The organism is Spirosoma aureum (genome assembly GCF_011604685.1).
Classification (GTDB): Bacteria; Bacteroidota; Bacteroidia; order Cytophagales; family Spirosomataceae; genus Spirosoma; species Spirosoma aureum.
This window is the reverse complement of sequence record NZ_CP050063.1, coordinates 6722359-6741746: the sequence shown is the minus strand read 5'-3', so window position 1 is coordinate 6741746 and position 19388 is coordinate 6722359. Positions and strand designations below refer to the sequence as shown.

The 19388-nt window shown below is 48.5% G+C and carries 15 protein-coding genes; 4 read left to right on the top strand and 11 right to left on the bottom strand.

The annotated features are described in order from the left end of the window. Positions 1–216: 216 nt before the first annotated feature. Positions 217–945: a DUF72 domain-containing protein gene (locus G8759_RS26785; RefSeq protein ID WP_167215317.1), complete on the bottom strand. Its 729-nt coding sequence runs from the start codon at positions 943–945 to the stop codon at positions 217–219. A gap of 206 nt (positions 946–1151) precedes the next feature. After that, on the bottom strand, positions 1152–1307 hold the full coding sequence (locus G8759_RS26780; protein WP_167215314.1) for a hypothetical protein: 156 nt from the start codon (positions 1305–1307) through the stop codon (positions 1152–1154). A 111-nt stretch (positions 1308–1418) separates the two neighbouring features. On the opposite strand from G8759_RS26780, the gene G8759_RS26775 reads away from it, so the two are divergent. Both G8759_RS26775 and G8759_RS26770 read left to right on the top strand, forming a co-directional pair. Continuing rightward, positions 1419–1766, top strand: a complete 348-nt coding sequence (locus G8759_RS26775; protein WP_167215311.1) for a hypothetical protein — start codon at positions 1419–1421, stop codon at positions 1764–1766. 158 nt (positions 1767–1924) lie between these two features. Continuing rightward, on the top strand, positions 1925–2170 hold the full coding sequence (locus G8759_RS26770) for a hypothetical protein (RefSeq protein ID WP_167215307.1): 246 nt from the start codon (positions 1925–1927) through the stop codon (positions 2168–2170). 156 nt (positions 2171–2326) lie between these two features. Here G8759_RS26770 and G8759_RS26765 read toward each other — a convergent pair whose 3' ends face one another. Continuing rightward, positions 2327–3835, bottom strand: a complete 1509-nt coding sequence (locus G8759_RS26765; protein WP_317166729.1) for a hypothetical protein — start codon at positions 3833–3835, stop codon at positions 2327–2329. 784 nt (positions 3836–4619) lie between these two features. Here G8759_RS26765 and G8759_RS26760 point away from each other — a divergent pair. Then, positions 4620–5816 (top strand): glucuronyl esterase domain-containing protein, encoded by a 1197-nt coding sequence (locus G8759_RS26760; protein ID WP_167215304.1) that lies wholly within the window; start codon positions 4620–4622, stop codon positions 5814–5816. A gap of 209 nt (positions 5817–6025) precedes the next feature. On the opposite strand, the gene G8759_RS26755 is transcribed toward G8759_RS26760, so the two are convergent. The 3 genes from G8759_RS26755 to G8759_RS26745 form a co-directional block, all read right to left on the bottom strand. Next, positions 6026–8506: a hypothetical protein gene (locus G8759_RS26755; protein ID WP_167215301.1), complete on the bottom strand. Its 2481-nt coding sequence runs from the start codon at positions 8504–8506 to the stop codon at positions 6026–6028. 44 nt (positions 8507–8550) lie between these two features. Next, on the bottom strand, positions 8551–10035 hold the full coding sequence (locus G8759_RS26750; RefSeq protein WP_167215298.1) for a RagB/SusD family nutrient uptake outer membrane protein: 1485 nt from the start codon (positions 10033–10035) through the stop codon (positions 8551–8553). Between the two features lie 94 nt (positions 10036–10129). Further along, positions 10130–13294 carry a SusC/RagA family TonB-linked outer membrane protein gene (locus G8759_RS26745; RefSeq protein WP_232073959.1) on the bottom strand — a complete coding sequence of 1055 codons (3165 nt, stop codon included), beginning with the start codon at positions 13292–13294 and terminating at the stop codon, positions 10130–10132. Positions 13295–13467: 173 nt separating this feature from the next. Between G8759_RS26745 and G8759_RS26740 the strand changes: the two genes are divergently transcribed. Continuing rightward, positions 13468–14820, top strand: a complete 1353-nt coding sequence (locus tag G8759_RS26740; protein ID WP_167215296.1) for a hypothetical protein — start codon at positions 13468–13470, stop codon at positions 14818–14820. A gap of 83 nt (positions 14821–14903) precedes the next feature. Here the strand turns inward: G8759_RS26740 and G8759_RS26735 are convergent, their stop codons facing one another. The 5 genes from G8759_RS26735 to G8759_RS26715 form a co-directional block, all read right to left on the bottom strand. After that, positions 14904–15887: an alpha/beta fold hydrolase gene (locus G8759_RS26735; protein ID WP_167215292.1), complete on the bottom strand. Its 984-nt coding sequence runs from the start codon at positions 15885–15887 to the stop codon at positions 14904–14906. Between the two features lie 21 nt (positions 15888–15908). Then, a complete protein-coding gene (locus tag G8759_RS26730; RefSeq protein ID WP_167215289.1) occupies positions 15909–16529 on the bottom strand; it encodes a hypothetical protein in 621 nt (206 codons plus the stop codon). Between the two features lie 17 nt (positions 16530–16546). Beyond that, positions 16547–17035, bottom strand: a complete 489-nt coding sequence (locus tag G8759_RS26725; protein ID WP_167215286.1) for an RNA polymerase sigma factor — start codon at positions 17033–17035, stop codon at positions 16547–16549. A gap of 581 nt (positions 17036–17616) precedes the next feature. Further along, positions 17617–18018, bottom strand: coding sequence for a hypothetical protein (locus tag G8759_RS26720; RefSeq protein WP_167215283.1), 402 nt, complete (start codon positions 18016–18018; stop codon positions 17617–17619). Between the two features lie 15 nt (positions 18019–18033). Beyond that, the gene (locus G8759_RS26715; RefSeq protein ID WP_167215280.1) at positions 18034–19140 is read right to left on the bottom strand and encodes a hypothetical protein; all 1107 of its coding nucleotides are present in this window, start codon (positions 19138–19140) and stop codon (positions 18034–18036) included. Positions 19141–19388 lie beyond the last annotated feature (248 nt).

Genomic DNA, 19388 nt, shown 5'->3' with positions numbered 1-19388 from the left:
CCTGAAAGCGCACTCTCTTCTGAAGGCGATTCCCAGTATCAATTGGTCGGTCGCTGGTCACTGATATGATCAGACAGTGCCAGGAAGCTGGTGCTACCTCTCTGCTACTTAAGTCCAATAGTCTGGCTGATCCACCGTGGATCATCGATCAATTCGTGGCTATTGGTTTGAGATGGTGTAATTGCCTGTTGATAACCGACAGTATCCCTTAAAAAGTTAGCTGGTTAACAACTGCTGTAAGCGTTGTGCATTACGCACGGCATGGCCTGCTCCATCGTTGTTAAAGTACACATACACGTCTTTACCCATTGTCGCCCATTCCCGGATTCGGTCTGCCCACCAACCCAAATCTGCATCAGAATAGCTACCTCCATACAGATACTGGAAGTCTGGACCATGCAAGCGTACATACACAAAATCTGCTGTAGTCCGCAGGATGCAGGGCAAGTGAGCGCCACTCATGATACAATAAGCGACCTGGTGTGCTTCCAGTAGACGAAAGATAGCTTCGGTATGCCAGCTGGGGTGCCTAAGTTCAAGCGTTACCCGCATCCAGTTCGGAATCTGGGCTAAGAAATAAGCCAATCGGTCATAATCATACTCCTGTTGAGGGGCCAGCTGGACCAGCAGAACGGCTCTTTTTTGGTGGAGCTGGTGCCAGCAAGCTTTGATTCGTTCCATCCAGATTTCGGGTGCATAGAGCTTTTTGGCATGCGTGAGTCCTCGGGGAGCCTTGACCGACAGGCGGAAATCGGCAGGTAAGCGTTCATACCAGTTGGTGAAGGTGGCCTGTTTAGGCCATCGGTAGAAGCTGCTGTTGAGTTCGACGGTCTGGAATTGTTGGACGTAGTAGCCCAGCCGCTGATGGACAGGGGTGGGGTAGGGGTATAAAACCCCTTGCCAATGATCGTAACTCCAGCCGGAAGTGCCAATGTGGATGCTCATAGGAAAAAGGCTAACAGGAACGAAACCGTGGGAAAAACAATCGGTTAAGAATCGATAAAGAATCTGATTGTAGGGTTACCAAACCTTTTTATCGGTACATACTGGTTCGTATAGCATCATCTGAGCCCCTGGAACAAAGCGTTAAGCAACATTTCTGGCGGGATGACAATCGCAATAAAACACCGCCGACAATTTCTAAGGTTTTTCTAATCGATTCCAGGCCAATCCTTTCCGGGAATATGTCGAAGTTTGCCCTGATCCGTTTGACTACCACCGGATACCAGCCTACTTAAATCAATCTCATTGCCATGTTTGTCAGCTGGGAATTCATCGCTGATCCAGATGCGGGTGTAAATAGCCATTTGTCGATGGCAGGTGGCTATTTTGTTGAGCCTTACCCAGGCCCAGGCGAAACTATGTACAGGCAAATGCCCGTCAATTTCAGAAGATCAACTGTATTGCCGGCTTAATTCATGGAGGAAGCTATCTTTATCTTTCAGACACCCAGTCGAATGGCCAGCACCTGCCTGATTCGAATTGACCGCGAGTTGCAAATCGTGATCGCAACCGAGACGCAGAAAAGAATCAGTATTACAACAACATCTGAATTGATGGCTACCGAACTCGTGAAGCAGTACCAGCTGATGCCCCAACGGCTGCTGTTGATTGAACATTATCCTGAGTCAACAAGACCTCAACTCTATGGCGAATCATACTATCTGGTCACCTTTACCTGGGTGGGGCAACAGGCCAGTAAGGCGATACGACAACCCCTCCCGTTGTCTGAATTTAAGGAAGTATTACAGGCTATAGAGAGCTGAGCCGACAATGCCCTATTCAGGTTTGGTGCACGGCTTCTGATGGGCTCATTCTGGCGAAGTCCTACTCAGTATAAATGGCTTGCAATGAGAAGACTGGTTCTTTATGAAGAAATAGAATTACGCTGGTAGTAACCGAAATTTTCAACCACACGATGACCATGCCACAACGACAGCAACTTAATCAGCAACTACAACTACTCGAAGCCGACATCGCTCGTAGCCGCCAGGCTATCCAGGCTTACAAGAGCCTTTTATTTAGTTATAGTCAGCTCTCTGATCTGGAAGCCGGAAGTCGCTTAATTATTGATATGACAGATCGACTCGTTGCGGAGCGCCAGCAGTATGAAACGATCACTGCCCACCATGATGAGCTACTTCGTCAGCTAGGCAGACTAACCAGTTAAGCAGATTAAATTTTGTAAGTCAACTGTGACTTAATGCGAAACGATATTGATCAGAGCGGGGAGGACGTTTTCTGCCAAAGCAAATAGCTACTGCTTTCCCGATTATGACTAATACGGGAAGGATGTTGAATATAAGTTTGACCAATAGACCAGTGGTTACGAAAGATTAAGTATATGGTGAAACGGTGTAAACCCGGTTAGATAAACGGTTGGCGTATCCATTGCCGGAAGCGCTCCCCGCAACTGCACACCTTTGTGTTCGGCTTTCCCTGGCCCAAAATTGATAGTATCGGAACCAACTGTATATGAGCCCGATTCACCCGATAAAAGGTAAGCATTGTCTTTCTTCGGGTGTTTGATCACACCCGCCAACGTACCACCCGCCCGAAAGATGAGTTCAAAAGCTACAGGTACACCTTCCGTACCTGTAATGTCAATAGCTATCTGGAGCCCATTGGTTGCCTCTTTAACTTTTACCGTCGTATCAAGCTTCTGGACTTCACTCAGTTGGCGGTCGGTCCTTGGCATTTTGTCCCAATCACCCTCAGGGTCGATCTTGTCGGCAGAAATTGGCTGATAATATGGGCTGTCGAGCGATTTCTGCATAACCCACGTATCGCCCTGCTGCTCAATTTTTTCGGTTTGAAACTGCCCTTTCCCGAAGAAGGAAGCCGCAACTCGCATACCTTGTAAAACCGCATTTCCTTTATGAAAGGTGAGCCAGCTGGCATTGTTCGACAGGAGCGTGGTGTCCCAGTTCGTTCGCCGGATACGCACGACACCTGAGTACGGAAAAGCTTTTGCGTAGCTGGTTGGTAAGGGCTTGCTGGCGGGTAGTTCGTTCCAGAGTGCTGGGTCTTCCAGGAAATAATCGAGATAGCCCGCCAGTTGCTCTGAGGGACAAGTCTTCTCAATTAACCGACATATGGCTGCCATTTCACCGTTTTTGTCGAGCAGGGCCATGTAGCGATAGCAGTAGTAATACCTGGCCATAGTGCCGATGGTGCCCTTGTCCTGTCGATTCGAAGCCTCCGTCACGACCTCGCCGTTCGGGTGAACGTAGTAAAGCGTCATCATCAGATTTTTGCGAACCGGTTCATATAGCTCCGGCTTTTTCAGGCCTCGGGCCATGATGATCAGCGATCGATCAACGATGGGCGAATAGGTATTGGTGCTCTTTTCATTGAATTGGCCGTCGGGGTCCAGGTCAATATGCTCGCTCAGCCATTGGTCGATGCGTTTGGTGTACCGGGGATCAGGAAACACCTCGTTTAATTTTGTCAGTGCAGCCGATACCACCCACCGGTGGTTGGGCGTATGGATGCCTCCTACACTGAGGGCGTCACCCGCCTTTGTCAAAAATGTCTTTAGTAATTCGATGGCTGTTTCCGAACCGTTGCTATTGGCTTGCTTCAGAAATTTATACGCCGGAATGATATTCTCCAGCAGGAAAGCGGTGTCGGGCGTTGAATGGAAATTGGTTTCCAGCAAATCAATCGTGCCATCGGTATGCTGCATCTTAAGCAAAGCCCGAGCCGCATCTTCCACCTCTTTTAGAACCTCTCTGGATTGATAATGAGCGGATTCCGGGCAGGCAATCAAAGTGCTTGCCCGCATGATAAACCCACTCGTAGAATGCGGATTCGGCATGTCCATATCGTTCATATACCCCCAACATACCTACTAGCTGGGTCTGTAACCTTTATCGGTTTATAATTGGCTAATTGCTGATCGTTGATTTTTATCCAGTCAAGTAACCAGGCTGGTTTGGCGGGAACTCTATGGATAATCCCCTTAAATCCCAGTGCCGGAATCAGGCAAAGGGATGAAGCACTGAGTGTTACAAAATTCCGTCTGTTCATTGCAGCGTATCGTACATATATCGGACAGCATACCTGCTGTCCAGCCGACAGATTTTCGGTCGTAATGAAGCCATAAAAGAGCCAGCTTTACGGTTGCCAATTACGGCAATGGCTCAACTTTCTGTGGGAAATACATTGCCGTGGACCATTCGCCGGCCTTGCTGTTTCTTGTTTTCAGAAAGTGGGTTGAGTAGTTAATTTACTACTACAACGCCATCTTGACCTGCCAAACGGCATGGTCCCGGTTTTCGGTAGCGATTCTTATGTTCCGCCACAAAATGGATGTTGGGGAGGTATAAATCTTCTCCTTTTGGTAGAAACTGACAGCTATTTTGCAAAAACTGACCATCTCATGGAGTAAATTTTCTGATTATTATCATCTTAGATTATGTAGGGACAGGTGGTCAGTTTGTTACGCAATCCACTGACCAATACCTGTTAAGCCTCCAACTAAATGCGCGAGTTTGCCTTTGACAAAGCTTTAAACCGCTCTGTCAGCCTGATCGGTGAAGGATGATAATTAAGTAGGCTGACAGGCTTTACAAACGTATTCAGGGGTCAATAATTTTTACCATTAATCCATCGTCATGCAATATTTAAAAAGTTTAGCCTTCTTTTTTTTCGTTATACTAATCAAGGGGCACGCCCAAAATGGTTTTCAGGCAAATTACGACGAATCGAAAGTTCCGCCTTACACGTTACCCGACGTTTTAAGAACAACTGGTAACGTAGCTGTTAAAAGCAAGGCGATCTGGGAAAAAGTAAGGCGCCCGGAAATAATTAAACTTTTTGAAGAGAATGTGTATGGCCAAATGCCTAGATCCTATGGACAACTTACTTACTCGATAAAAAATGAAAATGCTGGCGCAATGGGTGGTAAAGCAACCTTGAAAGAAGTACTTATTGAGGTCGTAAATAATAATAAGCCGGTAAAAATAAATCTTGTTCTTTTTGTCCCTAACAAGCAGAAAAAACCAGTTCCGGTTTTCGTGCTGATCAATAATCGGGGTAAAAATAATACGGACCCGACCCGAGCGGAAAAAAGTGACTTCTGGCCGGCAGAAATGGTAATTGACAGCGGGTATGCAATCGCGGCATTTCATGTCAGCGATCTGGCTCCTGATGATACGGCTAAATACGTAGACGGAGTGCTCCAGTTATATCCTGAGCAATTGACTGCAAAAAACGGTATGCGGGCCATTGGTGCCTGGGCTTGGGGTGCTAGTCGCGTACTGGATTATTTTGAAAAAGATGCCGATATAGATGCGAAAAAGGTAGTCGTTGTGGGGCATTCACGGGGTGGCAAAGCGTCTTTATGGGCGGCTGCCGAGGATCAACGTTTTGCAATATGTGTTACTAATTGTTCGGGTAACACAGGTGCTGCTCTATCCCGCAGGCGATTTGGCGAAACAGTTGGTCGAATCAATACCGTTTTCCCGCACTGGTTTACAGGACATTATAAAAAATTCAATAATAACGAGGATTCGTTGCCCATAGATCAGCACATGCTGATTGCCGCTATCGCACCAAGACCGCTTTATGCGACGAACGCTTCGAAAGATCTTTGGGCCGACCCTAAAGGAACATTTTTATCGTTAAAAAATGCCGAGAAAGTGTATGCTTTATTCGGCCTCAAATCAAATCTAAATTCAGATCCTCCTGCTATAAATCAACCCATTATTAACTCACAATTAGGCTACCATATACGAGAAGGAGAACATAACCTGACGGCCTTCGATTGGAGCAATTTTATAAAATTTGCAAACGCTCATTTAAAAAAGTAAGAAGTTGGTTAGTTGTAAGTTCTCTCGTATGTATTAAAATTGTTGAGATAAGAAATAGAACGAAATCTGGCTAAAAAGAGAGAAAAAGAGATTGTCGACGTGCAGTACTGACCAGCATCCTTAATTAATCTGTAAAGCAGCCGATGTGGTGGCGGTTTCACAAAACCGCCACCACATCGGCTGCAACCTTATGAGTTAAGCGCCCACGGCTATTTATAATTTAGCGATGTCGTCGCATCGCACGTTTTGTCCGTTTTAAAGCGAATCCATCTGGCTTGAAAATCTTTCGGAAATTCATAGTCGATCGCTTTTCCGGGTGCGACAGTAAATGACTTATATGTCATCCAGACGCCCGTGCCGACCGGGTCTGCCTCGATGGTAAAGGTTACTGGCTGGTCAGCTTTGTGCGAAAGTTGCAGACTACGTTGGTCGTAAAAGCCGATCAGATAGGGATCAGAGGCTTCATTGGCTTTCACCGATGCGTTTTTCCAGGGGCCACCATGACCCGTTGGTTTGCCCAGTTTCCAGAGGTCATCGATGGTTCCTGCCCAAACGGCCGCCTTTTTATCGTCCGAGACAATAATGTGTTCATTCTTTCCGGCTGCACTCATATCGACACCTGTCATGACCAGTAGCCCACGGTATGACGCATAATCATTGATGCGCAGATTATGAGACGAAACGGGACGCATTTTAGCATAACCATCGGCATTTTCGGCGGGCAATTCATAGAACGTCCCGTGGCAATTGAGCAGGTCGCGTTCTGTCGCTACTTCGCGGCAGATTCGGAGAGCGGCCTGATTTGTCAACGCAGTATAGGCATTATTGCCGAGTGGCAGCCGCCAGCGCCGTCCCTTGTCGTCAACAATCAAAACACTCGATTCGTCAATCGTCACAACGTTCTGAGGAATAGCAAACTTGGTTTTGATAACGTTTACCGTTCCGGCATCCTCTTTCCGAACGAGTTGCATGTTGGCATTCAGTTCATAATAACCAACATCAGTCGATTGCCCCCCTTTGTAAGTCGATGCCGCCATGCCCAATGCCCGCCGATTAGCACCTAATCCATACATCAAACCACCGGATGTATTTGCCGTTGAAACAGTGCTGAGCCCGGCAAACAGTGAACCGGCGGTCGTAGAACGCGTATCGTTCGCTGAATATGAGAAGTGCGCCGATAAATTAGCGGCTTTGTCCGATTTAACCCGAATCCATTCGCCGGGTGTATCTGCGCTAAAGGGTACGTGCGTAGACTTGTGCCCACCAACGGTCACCGTTTGCAGTGAAACCCAGCTACCCTTTCCGGCTTTATCCACCTCGAACGTAATCCGGACATCGGTATCGCTGTTATTTTGAATCCAGGCCGAGCGATTGGTCCAACCGGCAAATAGAAACGGCTCGGAGGTTTCATTGGCTTTAACCGGTTCGTTTAGCCAGACCGCTCCCTCGGCTGTGTTTGGGCCAAGCTGATCGGGTAAGTTCAGGGGGGTGAACCACAGATTTGAGTTCGACTGGCCGGGACCTTCAAGGCTACCTTTAACTTTGCGTTTATTCAGAAATTCTTTTTGAGCAGAATCATCGCATCCGAAAACTAACTGATCGTTCCAGCGAGTGTAATCACCGATCACTTTCAGATACGCTGAGCGGGGTCTGATACCGGCCGTATTCGCTGCAGTGAAACCACCAGGAAACCGCCAGAACATACCGTGCATGGTCATCAGGTAGTCAGGTTGCTGCGTTGTGCCGACATCCCGGATGCGGGGCCACTCGGTATTCCAGCCATGAGCACCATCGTACGAATGACTGGCTTTAGGAAGTCGAAAAAAATGCCAGCCTGTCGCTTTGTCACGCACACCCAGCAGCACGGATTTATGATCCCAGCCGGTAGCCCAGATTGGATCAGTTTCCGGGTTTTTATTCCCGTAAATACCACCCGGACCAGTCACCTCAACAAACTGATTTCGTCGGACTACTTTCCAGTCTTTACCGTTCCATTCCGAGAGTGAGCCCGCATCAATGTCGAACTGGACCAATGCTTTGGCACCTGGCTCGCCATTATTGGAATAGACCATAACGCCCTGACCAGAATAAAACCCCTTGCCGTGTGCACCCGGCAACAACGTGTTTTGCAGATTATTCGATTCATCCGATTCTTTTTTTCGATTGACATTACCATCCTCATAGAGCATAGTCGGAGCCAGGGTATTGACATCTACTTCATAAAAGCCTTCTTCCATCGTTCCGTAATAGATCTTTCCTGTCGGATCGGTCAGATGGCGGGCATTTCCCGTATGACGTCCAGGCATCGTTTTATAGGGAATTACCCGAACGTTTGCCTTGCTGTCGATGGCATAGGGACCAATAAATAGTTGATTACTCTCCGGATGGATCATCCGGTTGGCGGGGGTACCGCCGATGCTTTCTGACCGGACGATCTGCTTTAAATCGGGGGTTATTTCGTATAATTTATCGGACGACCCAAACGGTAAATGCGGGCCGTAGGTTACAACCCAAAGATTACCCGCCCACGGGACAACAGCTCCTGTACCACATTCACCTTCGTTATTATACATGGCTAATTGTGGGTAAATTCCGCTGTAAGACGGCAACTTTTTAGACTGGGCGATGGATAAATCACCTTGTGAAAGCAGCCATCCAATAAGGCAGACAGAAAGAAAATACGTTTTCATTGAATTAATAAAAAGTTGATAATAGAACAGTATCCTGCATTGATCTACTCCCAGCCAGGATTCTGTGTCAGTTTCGGATTGGCCTGAATTTCTTCCAGCGGAATAGGGTAATACCGGTGTTTTGCCAGCGGAGTACGAGTGGGATAAACATCGTTTACCGCTTTAGGAATTACAGTCAGGAAGGTGTTCGTTCTGGTCAGATCGAACCAGCGGTCAGCCTCAGCAAACAGCTCCCACGAACGCTCCTGGAGAACAGCGGCAATAAAAGCGTCTTTGCCAAGGCCGGGAGTCAGGTCTCCCAGCCCCGCCCGTTTTCGAACCGTATTGATGTACCCGTACGCTACGGCTGTCGCTCCATTCTGACGCGCTTCGGCTTCGGCGGCAACCAGGTATACGTCGGCCAGCCGGATAATGGGGAAATTGCAGTTGTTGGCTTCTGCGATGGAGTTCGGATCGCGGTATTTACGAATCAAAACACCTTTTGGCGTTACCGGTGTGATATCTCGCTGCGGAACGATTTTACCTGACACATCCCGATAGGTCGTGTCCAGCAACTGACGTCGTTTGTCGCTGGGCGAAAACGAGTCAAAGAAACCCTGATACGCAAACCACGACCCGAAGGATACTTTGGCATAATCCGGGCCAGAACTGTTTCGGGGCCCGGCAATACCCATGACGGTTAACCAGCGGCTGGGCGTTACCCGATCGGCTTCAACGGCCCACATATTCTCGATACGGGCCGCATCTTCCTTGTCCACATCGAACACGTCAAGCACGTTTGGCATCAGCGCGTATTTGCCCGAGTTGATCGTCGTCTGCGCCATCTGTAATGCTTTTGGCCAGTCTTCGTTGTACAACGCCACTTTAGCATAGAGGCCTAGAATCGCTTCTTTGGAAGGCCGACCTTTCACCAGACTGGCTGAGTAGGAGGGCAATCCGGCAATGGCCTGCTCTAAGTCGCTGTAAATCTGCTTATAGATGTCGGCCCGTGAACTTTTGGTAACGAGCGCTTCAGTTTCGCTGCTACTTGCTCTGGTCTTTACTGGAATCTCGTTAAACGTTTTGGTGAGCGTCCAGTGGTATAATGCCCGCAAGGCATAGGCTTCGGCAACGATTTCCGTCCGGCGCTGGGGATCCATCTGAATGGCAGGAACTTTCTCAATGACCCAGTTGGCATTTTCGATACCCTTGTAGCTAAATCGCCAGACACCCTGTGGGCCCTCGGTTTCATGACGTCCTGAGTTACGCTGGGCTGTGTAGTACGGATCATACGAAAACAGTGTAATGGTATTTCGACCCACAACGGCACGAGGATAAGCCTGATCGGCCGCGAAATCCGACGCGGCCACTAACGGAAAGCCATACAGGTTGATCAGTGAACCAGACACCGACGCGATTCCCGCTTCGGCATCGGAGGCTGTTTTGTAAAAGTTGGTCGTAAAAATGGATGAATACACCGATTCATCCAGTTCGCTGCACGAAATCGTCAGGCCCGACAAAGCCATCAACAGCAGAATTTGTTTCTTCATGATAGAAAAATGAATGAGTGAAAGTGTGAATGAGTGAATGAATGGTTTTGCGGTAGCATTTCATCGCTCTTTCGCACATTCACTCTTTCGCTCTTTATAAAGTGATTTGAAGTCCGCCCAGAAACGAACGGGCAATTGGATACGTACCATTGTCGACAAACTGCGTGGTGGCATTGCCGAAGTTGTTGACTTCCGGATCGAAACCCGAGTACTTCGTGATCGTAAACGCGTTGTTGGCGCTGACATAGATCCGAATCTGGTTGATGCCTTTCATTTTAGGAAGCGTGTAACCCAGCGAAATATTTTTCAGCCGAACAAACGATGCATCTTCCACGTATCGATCTGAAATGGGCAAGCGTCCGCCCTGAAATCCACTGGAATACTCATTGTTAGGGTTCGTCGCCGACCAGCGATTGGCCATTCCCGCCAGCACATTCTGCTGACCAAGCGCCGTTTCGAATGTATACCGGAACAGGTTCATGAGTTTGTTCCCCTGTACGCCCTGGACAAACAGATTCAGGTCAAAGCCCCGGTAGCGGAACGAAGACGAGAAACCAAAGATGTATTTGGGTTGTGAGTTACCCACGATGAGCTGGTCAGCAGCCGTAATCGTGCCATCGCCGTTAATGTCTTTCACCTTCTGGCCACCAAGACGGCCGTCATAGCCGGGTAGAATTGTCTCACCGGTTTGACTAATTCCATCGAAGATGTAGGTCCGGTAAAGTCCCATCGGATAGCCGATCTTGAGCAGCGCGAAAGCCGAGCGGGGCAGTTCATCCAGAATGCCGTCGAGTGCCAGCACCTCGTTTTTATTGAACGTGATATTCGCCGACGCATCCCATTGAAGCCCTCTTCTGCCACCGGGTAAAATCCTGCCATTGACGGCCAGTTCAACGCCCCGGTTTTGTATCGACCCAAAGTTGCCGGTGATGAATGTATAGCCTGACGACATGGGCAATACTTTCTGAAACAAAAGGTTATCAGTCCGTTTGTTGTAATAATCAGCCACAACGGACAGGCGGTTATTGAACAAACTGACGTCGATACCCACATCGACCTGCGTAGAGCGTTCCCATTTCAGATCCGGGTTAGGAATAGCATTCGGATTGATACCCGTAACCGGATTGTGGTTGTAATTGTAATTCAGACCCGATGCCCCAACCGTGGCCAGCGATTGGTAGGGGTCAATAGCACCCGCGTTTCCGGTAATGCCCCAGCTACCACGTAGTTTCAGATCAGAAACAACCGGAATCGACTTCATAAACGGCTCTTCCACTAGCCGCCAGGCTCCGGCGATAGCGGGAAAAAAGCCATATTTGTTGTTCTCACCAAATTTGCTGGACCCATCGGCACGTGCCGTCAAATCGAGGAAATATTTGTCTTTGTAGCCGTAGTTGATCCGCCCCAGATACGAGTCCAGTCTGGATTTGCTTTTGTCGCTGCCAAGGCGCTGATTCACCGCTAATCCCACAGAATTATTTTCGGTTATATCGTTCGGAAAGTTAGAAGCTGTCTGCGTATAACTCTGATTTACATTGGCCTGGGTGGCTAAAACCGCTGTGGCCGCCAGGGTGTGATGCTCCGCCAGGCGGGTTCGGTACGTAAAAATACTTTCGTGCAACAGCGTCCGGCCGTATGACGTAATGTTGGATGCACTACCACCCCCCGATGCTAACTGCGACTGACTCAGGAGCGACAACGGCGAGTAAAATTCCGATAATGTGTTACCCAGATCGACATTGAAACTAGGGCGGTAGGTGAATCCTTTGAACAGAGTAAAGTCGACGTAGATATTGGCCAAAATCCGCTGGCTCGTCTGCCGATTGATGGGCGTGATGAAGTTCAATGGGTTCGTTACTTCCTGATATTGCCCATTCATCTGGTCCTGAAACGGATATACACTGCCATCGGCCCGGTAAGGCACCAGCGTTGGCGGAGCCGCAACGGCTGCCCCCAGCACACCTGCCCGGCTGCTGGTTACGTCAGAACCCGTACCGCCCACACTTACACCATTATTAACAGAATAGCCATAGTATAAACTGGTACCAATCTTCACCCGGTCAGTCAGTCGATGATCGATGTTTGAACGAAACGAGTAGCGATCAAAGCTGGAGTTTTTAATGATACCATCCTGATTGAAGTAATTCAGTGAAAGCGCCAGTTGCGTTTTCTGATTACCGCCCGTAACAGAAAGCTGGTGGCTCTGGATGGGCGCTTTTCGGAAAATCAGATTCTGCCAGTTGGTACCTTCACCCAGACTCGAAGGGTCAGCATAGATCGATCGTTTGTAGACTTCATTTTCGAGCTGGGCAAACTGCCGGGCATTCAGTACGTCCAGCGTTTTGTTCACCTGCTGCACCCCGCCGTAGCCATCGTAGCTAATGCGGGTTGCCCCATCTTTGCCACGCTTGGTCGTGATCAGAACGACGCCGTTTGCGGCTCTTGCTCCATAAATAGCCGTCGATGAGGCATCTTTCAGCACTTCAATCGACTCAATATCATTCGGATTAATCTGTGAAAGCGGACTCACATCGGTGATGCCCCCCGAGTTGGCAATCTGAATGCCGTCAATAACATACAGTGGTTCGGAGCTGCCATTAATTGAGTTTGTTCCACGAATACGAACGCTGACGTTACCTCCCGGCGCACCCGAATTCTGCGTGATCTGTACACCCGCCACCCGCGCCTGTAGCCCCTGCGCTACGTTAGCGACGGGTGTTTGCAACAGGTCGGCGGCTTTGATCGAAGCAATAGCGCCCGTTGTTTCAATTTTCCGCTGTGTTCCATAGCCCACAACAACAACCTCTTCCAGTGCTTTCGTGTCGAGTGCCAGCTGTACGTTAACCGTTGACCGGCTGCCAATAACAATTTCCTGAGTCAGATACCCGACAAAGCTTACAACCAGCGTGGCTCCATCTGGCACCGTTAATTGAAACACGCCTTTTGCATCCGTAACGACACCGCGTTGCCGATTCGCCTGGCCGGTCCCTTTCAGCAGTACACTTACACCCGGAAGCGGTGCTCCTTTTTCATCGGTGACGGTTCCCGTAATAAGTCGCTCATCAACCTGATGTTGATTGATCTTTGTTAAGTGGGATAACTCTTTTCCAGTCCCCTGTTTCGTGCCTTCAACGATGGTGCTGAAAAGACCTTCTGACGTTTTGCCTGGACTATAACCACTCCTTTGCCGACCCGGTGCCAGCAGAGGTGACAGAGACCCGGACAAAACGAGGTAATACAGTAAAAGCTTTTGTCGCATATTATTTAGATATTTATAGATTATAGGAATATTGGTCCCCTACAGTGCTCACATCAAATGCGAGTATACAAAGGTAATTTTGCATTATACGGCGAAAGCATGCTACGCCTGACCATTTTGTTTGACAAAATTCTGGACAAGTTAATTAGTAGATTTACAGACTATTACGCTGAATGATCACGGAGAATGGACAACCCGGCAAGGCCGAAGTTTTCGCTTTTTTAGACATTAGCTGTCGAAGGGTTAGCGAAACGTACGGCAAGCCTGACTGGGACACGTGGACTAACAGTGACTACGTTAGTCTAAGTCATATACTTTTCAGGCAGACCCGCGTACGGATTAGCCCGAATACGCTGAAACGTATTTTTGGTAAGATTAAAACCGATTCCCGGTATTACCCTCAGAAAGCCACCAGGGATGCGCTGGCTGTATACATTGGCCATCCCGACTGGGACCATTTTGTGAAAATGCAGGAATGGACGGCCCGGCATACCGAGCGGATACCCAATGGGTTTATCCGGGACGAGAATCTGCCACAGCCATCAACGCCTGCTGATCGGCCAACTCGTTCTTCCCGGAAAAATACGAAGCGTAACCGGCGATTGCCTTTGCTGATCGGTTGTGCCATTTTACTTGCTGTTCTCCTTTTGGTTATACAGCAGCGAAGCGTGAGTAGCGAATCGGCTCAGCTTATTTGTCGAAACCCCCTGGGCGAAAACCCGCACTCAGCTGTGTTTCAACTCAGGCACTCAGGTTCCAAGGGAGAATCGGGCGCTTATACCATTCTGTTTGGTGATGGCAAACGGGAGCGGCTCAACGCAAATGACAGTCTTGCCACGCACTATTATGAACGGCCGGGCCGCTATTTTGCCATACTACAACGGGATGGTGTAAACTGCGATACGTCGACGGTTTATTTACAGACAAAGGGCTGGACCGTTACCGGCAACATGATGCACGATACCAGCCGGGTTTACCCTATTGAGGTCGCGGATTTGTTTGCTAAAAGACGCCGTAGTGTTAGCGCCCCTGAAGCTGCCCGCGCCGGTATTGACACGAACCGAACGTTCTTTATGGAGTTTATCAATAGCCATCCGACCAGGATTGATGGGGATAACTTTGAGCTAACGACCCATCTAAAAACCTCTCCTGACAGAGCAGGCGTTCGCTGTTCACAGGTCGGAATTACGGTGTGGGGTGAGTCGTCACAACACATGTTTGAAGTGATGAGACCGGGTTGTGCTCACTGGATTTTGCTACAGAATTCAGATATCCAAAAAAGTGGGCTGCGGGATGATTTGAGTTTTATGGGCGCAGATATGCGATTTGGCGGAACATTAACGCTGCGGGTTATCGACAAACAGGCCGTTATCTTTATTAACAATCGACAAGTCTACAAAACGAGTTACACGCAGCCCCTTCATCAGATTTATGGTGTCAAAATCCGTTTTGCCGGAATTGGAACCGTTGATTCTTTTTCGTTGAAAGATCTAAAAACAGGTTCAATGTTCGATGGAAACTTTTAACGTACTGACTAGCAAAGCGCCGTAGAGTTTCAAAAAAAGCAAGATTTAAGGGCGGATACCCAATGCTTGCTATGGGACTGATTTCAATGGGAGCGGGCTGTGTTGGTGAGGATCAGAGCCACTAGTTTATCCAGCCAGGGTTCTGCGATCAGATGACCCATGCCGTCGATGAGTTCAAACTGGGCATTCGGAATGCTGGCTGCCACATTTCGTCCCGCATCAGGTATCACCAGCGGGTCGTCGCTACCATGAATGACAAGGGTAGGAACCCGAATCGTTTGTAGTTCTTGCGCACGACCGGCGTAGAAACCGGCCATTGATGCGGCTCCCTGTCGCTCGTAGCCATCCGGATAAAACGAACGTTGAACATCCGCTTCGACCTGCCTCCGGATTTGCACTGAATCGGCCCTGTATGCCTGACCTCCCAGCGTCCGGAACACCTTGATTTCCCGCTGAATGTAAGCGGTCGTATCTGCAGGTAGCGCTGGTGGGGGAATGCTGGCCATCACGGCCGGCTTGGCAAGAAGTGGAAAATCTGACTTACCACCCCCTGCCATGATACTGACCAACGACAGCACCCGGTTTGGATAGCGGTAGGCTACCCGTTGCGCAATCATGCCGCCCATGGATGCCCCGACAATATGAGCCTTGTCAATGTGCAGATAATCGAGTAGGCCAGCCGCATCGTCGGCCATGTCATCCAGAGTATACAGTAACGGGATTGGCTTTTTGGCCTGTATTGCCTGACCAATTGCCGCCCAGTCCGGGCGAGATGCCTGTGTAAATTTGGTTGACAGGCCGGTATCGCGGTTATCGAAACGAATTACCTGATACCCACCACGTGCCAACTGTTCGCAAAAAGAAACCGGCCAGGCGGTAAGCTGACTATTGGTCCCCGCGATTAACAGGATCGTTTCGTTTTTGGGTAGGCCAAACCGTTCATAAGCGATGGTTATATGATTGGAGCTGGCCAGCCCACTTTGTCGGGTTATGTCCGGGCGACTTATCTGTTGCGCGCTACAGGCCCATAATCCCACTATCAGACAGAAGCATATTACAGTTTTCATCGGCATAACGTTGTTTATTGGTTATTGGTCAAACTCACTAAGCAGTTGCCGCAGCCCTTCAATGGGCCGTTCGAACTGGTTACGGTTCTCCCGCCGGATTGCCCACCCGCACGACAAAAGGGTAAGCACAAAGAGCCAGACCGCTGAGGATATATGTTGCTCAAGGCCGCCAGGCACATATAACTGGAAAAGGAGAGCGATACACAGGGCGGAGCTAGCCGGAATCAGCATATATTCATATCGTTTCTTGAACTGATAGAATGAGACCAGATTCAGATATTGGTACTCGATACGTTTCTGAACCGAATCGTCCGGCACTTTCCGGCCAGGGCTGGCCAGGGCGATCTGCTTAAATTTCTTCAACAGCATCACCGTAAACGGCAGATAGAGAAGTATACCTGCCAGGCAGAGCCACTGGTTACGAGGCTCTCCCCAGGATCGTATCCAGACATGGCTAAACAAGGCATACACGATGATTTGAAGCGTCAAAGCGCCCCAAAAATAGTGCATCGCCCGGCTGACCTGATGGCGGGCTCTCGTCCGGGCAATTTCCGAAAGAGCTGATCGGTCGTAAGTTAGTAGGACTGAAGGCGTGTGATTACCTTCGTTCCATTGGCTCTTCAAATCGTCGATAACTGACATGGTTACATGGTTTTAATTTATTTCTTCAAGCGTATTTCCAATTCCTTTCTGATCCGTACTAATCGTACACTCACGTTCGAGATGGTTATGCCCATAACCGTGGCGATCTCTTCATAACTTAGCCCATCCAGATAGAGGATGATAACCGCTTTGTTGAGGGGTGCCAGACCGGCAATTGCTTCAAAGAGCTGCGAAGAGGTGTCCTCCTTATCGTTGGGTGCCGAGTCTGGTAACTGCTCGTGGGTAGGCATCAGGGCTTCGTGTCGCCATCGTTTCGCGTTGCGGTGGTAGGTAAGGGCGGTGTTGAGACAAACGCTGTACATCCAGGTGGAAAATTTCGATTGTCCGTTGAAAGAAGGATACGCTTTCCATAATTGATAGATCATTTCCTGGACCAGATCAGCCCGCTCGTCAGCATCTGGTTGATAAACACGGCTGATTTTGTGAGCAATCGCCACATGCTGATTAAGTTGCTGAAGAAAAGTGTCTTCCGTGGAGGTACTCATTTCGGTTGTATGGATGCTCTTTTTCAATAAGTAGCAGAAAGGAGCAAAAAACTACAGGCGATCACGAAAATTGTTATAAAAATTGCGGCCATGCGCAATTGAATCCGCCTGCCTGCCGCTCCCGGATCTATTTTTCTCGATCCATACTGAAATGAAAGGAACCGCCTGTAGCTTGGTAATGGCGTGAGGTCAGAATGAAGTACCTGACCTCTGCGGTTTTGAGAAACCGCTTCACATTTTAGGCTGAGTAGCTATTGACTAGTGAAAGCTCTACGACGCACCCATTATGAAAAGTAAATCTACTACGGGTATATTGGCCTTCTTCCTGGCCATTGGCATGCTGTTTACAACGGTTGCCTTCAGGCAAACGCCTTCATCTCGCCCCTATCACAATAGATATACTAACAAACGGCCAGCCGTTTCGACTGTATTAATCTGTGGAAGTCGAAGTGCGTATGCCTATCACCGCTCTGAATGTCATGGCCTCTCACGCTGCCGGTCAGAGGTAAGCAGGGTGAGTGTTAGTGAAGCACGAAATATGGGGTATCGACCCTGTAAGATATGTTATTGAGGCTGGCTCCTCATTTATAAATAACGGGAAAAGACGATCCGGGCGGTTGCTTAACGGCTCGGGTGGAGCCTGTTTCTTTTGCAAAAAGACGAAAGAAAAATGAATCGGGTTTGCCAATTCGCTGCTCAGTGACGTAATATTGGCCGTAATCCCGAAACTCACGCGGAACCACGTGCACATTGATCGAAAAGCTTTGAAGGGCAACCCGTAGTTCTTCTCCTGCGGTAAAGGTCGATACGAACAGGAGTAAAATCGATACAATCTGTCTCCAGAGCGGTAGACCCTTGCTTACGGCATTTTTTGTGGCCAGAAAACTAACAACAAACAGTGCTGCCATCGATGTTTTACTACACCAGTCGTTCCAGATACCAAGACGGACAAACGGAATAAGCAGAAGCAGAGCGTAGGCCAATAGGATAAAGTAGGTCTACCGGCTCGTACTTCTCGACCGAGTCAACAGGAAAACACCAATCGTGGTGATTAACTCTGTTCCTAGAAATAGCAGATATTTAGGGGTAAAACGAGGCAGCCAACTGGCCGTTGGTAACCACTCTACGGGAAAGGTGAATGAATTTGAGGTGATAAACGTGGCTAAAAGAAGGCCCGTAACGATAGACAAGCCCACAGACCAACGATTGAATAGATTCGATTTCTGCTGGCTCGTACCTAGTAATAAATAAAGTACACAAAACGGTATGGCCCCAATTAAGCCAATGGGTGTCCAGATTAAGACCGATACGAAAGCCGGACCCAGGAGTTTGGTTTGACCCGTTTCGGGTACATGCTCTAGCAACAGGGCCATCAATAACCAAACCGGTAGACTATTGTGAGATGACCAGTAGAGTAAACGGGTATTCGAGAGAAATAGAAAAGGAACATCCCATAACTCTGCCCGTTCTGTGGTTGCGTGGAGCCAGGAGTTTGCCCACCAATCTAATCCACCAAATAAACAGAACAAGAACAGAAACAGGCCATACAGGTAGATCTTCGGATAAATCTGTTGCCGTTTAATGTAAAGCAGAGCGTGCAAAACCACTAGTAAAGTGCACCGCCAGGTCCACAAAAAAAGACTGAGCTCGCCTAAAGTCCAGCCCAATAATTTGCCCAAAAGGGCTGCGGGCAGATAATAGCCAATATAATAGACAAAGGGTCTGGATTCCTGATATGTAAATTTATCGCCTAAATACTCGGTGGTAAACCAGATTGGCCAATCATCATAAATCAAATGATAAAACGTCGTGTTGGTCATGTTGGCATCATGATGAATATAGCCGATGCCGCCAATGCCGGATGGCGCTAGCCAGAGAGTGGTGGCCAGTACAGCTATCGTTAATTCAGGAAAATATCGTTTTAGACCATTTATTTTTTGCCTGAATGGCCTGTGCCATTTGAGCAATTGGTGCATCTGAATGCCTAGCCAATAAGCATAAACAATCAGAACCGGAACGGAGATAACAGGTTTGGTAAAGCCCGCAATGAAAATGAGTGCAGGGAGTAGTAAAATAAAGCAGGTGATAAACGGAATACTAGCCATGACCAAACGAATTTCGAGCTTCTGGTTGACGTGATTGAGGGCTTGAAAATCAGTTGGACAATTCGCTTTTACGAAACCTGCCTGTTAGCAGGGGTTGCCTTGAGGCTATATAAAAGTAGAGTTAATTTTAGTCAGGAACTGGTCAAAAACTATCAATTTTGGGTCGTTACTGGCTGATAGTCAGTGCATAAGATTTTATCTGTGTGCGAATGGAGTCCTTTGTAATGAGGGTTCATAAGACCATTTCA

Coding starts and splice junctions, on each gene's coding strand:
- G8759_RS26785 (WP_167215317.1), bottom strand. CDS start 945: ATGAGCATCCACATTGGCACTTCCGGCTGGAGTTACGATCATTGGCAA.
- G8759_RS26780 (WP_167215314.1), bottom strand. CDS start 1,307: ATGGCTATTTACACCCGCATCTGGATCAGCGATGAATTCCCAGCTGAC.
- G8759_RS26775 (WP_167215311.1), top strand. CDS start 1,419: ATGGAGGAAGCTATCTTTATCTTTCAGACACCCAGTCGAATGGCCAGC.
- G8759_RS26770 (WP_167215307.1), top strand. CDS start 1,925: ATGCCACAACGACAGCAACTTAATCAGCAACTACAACTACTCGAAGCC.
- G8759_RS26765 (WP_317166729.1), bottom strand. CDS start 3,835: ATGAACGATATGGACATGCCGAATCCGCATTCTACGAGTGGGTTTATC.
- G8759_RS26760 (WP_167215304.1), top strand. CDS start 4,620: ATGCAATATTTAAAAAGTTTAGCCTTCTTTTTTTTCGTTATACTAATC.
- G8759_RS26755 (WP_167215301.1), bottom strand. CDS start 8,506: ATGAAAACGTATTTTCTTTCTGTCTGCCTTATTGGATGGCTGCTTTCA.
- G8759_RS26750 (WP_167215298.1), bottom strand. CDS start 10,035: ATGAAGAAACAAATTCTGCTGTTGATGGCTTTGTCGGGCCTGACGATT.
- G8759_RS26745 (WP_232073959.1), bottom strand. CDS start 13,294: ATGCGACAAAAGCTTTTACTGTATTACCTCGTTTTGTCCGGGTCTCTG.
- G8759_RS26740 (WP_167215296.1), top strand. CDS start 13,468: ATGATCACGGAGAATGGACAACCCGGCAAGGCCGAAGTTTTCGCTTTT.
- G8759_RS26735 (WP_167215292.1), bottom strand. CDS start 15,887: ATGAAAACTGTAATATGCTTCTGTCTGATAGTGGGATTATGGGCCTGT.
- G8759_RS26730 (WP_167215289.1), bottom strand. CDS start 16,529: ATGTCAGTTATCGACGATTTGAAGAGCCAATGGAACGAAGGTAATCAC.
- G8759_RS26725 (WP_167215286.1), bottom strand. CDS start 17,035: ATGAGTACCTCCACGGAAGACACTTTTCTTCAGCAACTTAATCAGCAT.
- G8759_RS26715 (WP_167215280.1), bottom strand. CDS start 19,140: ATGGCTAGTATTCCGTTTATCACCTGCTTTATTTTACTACTCCCTGCA.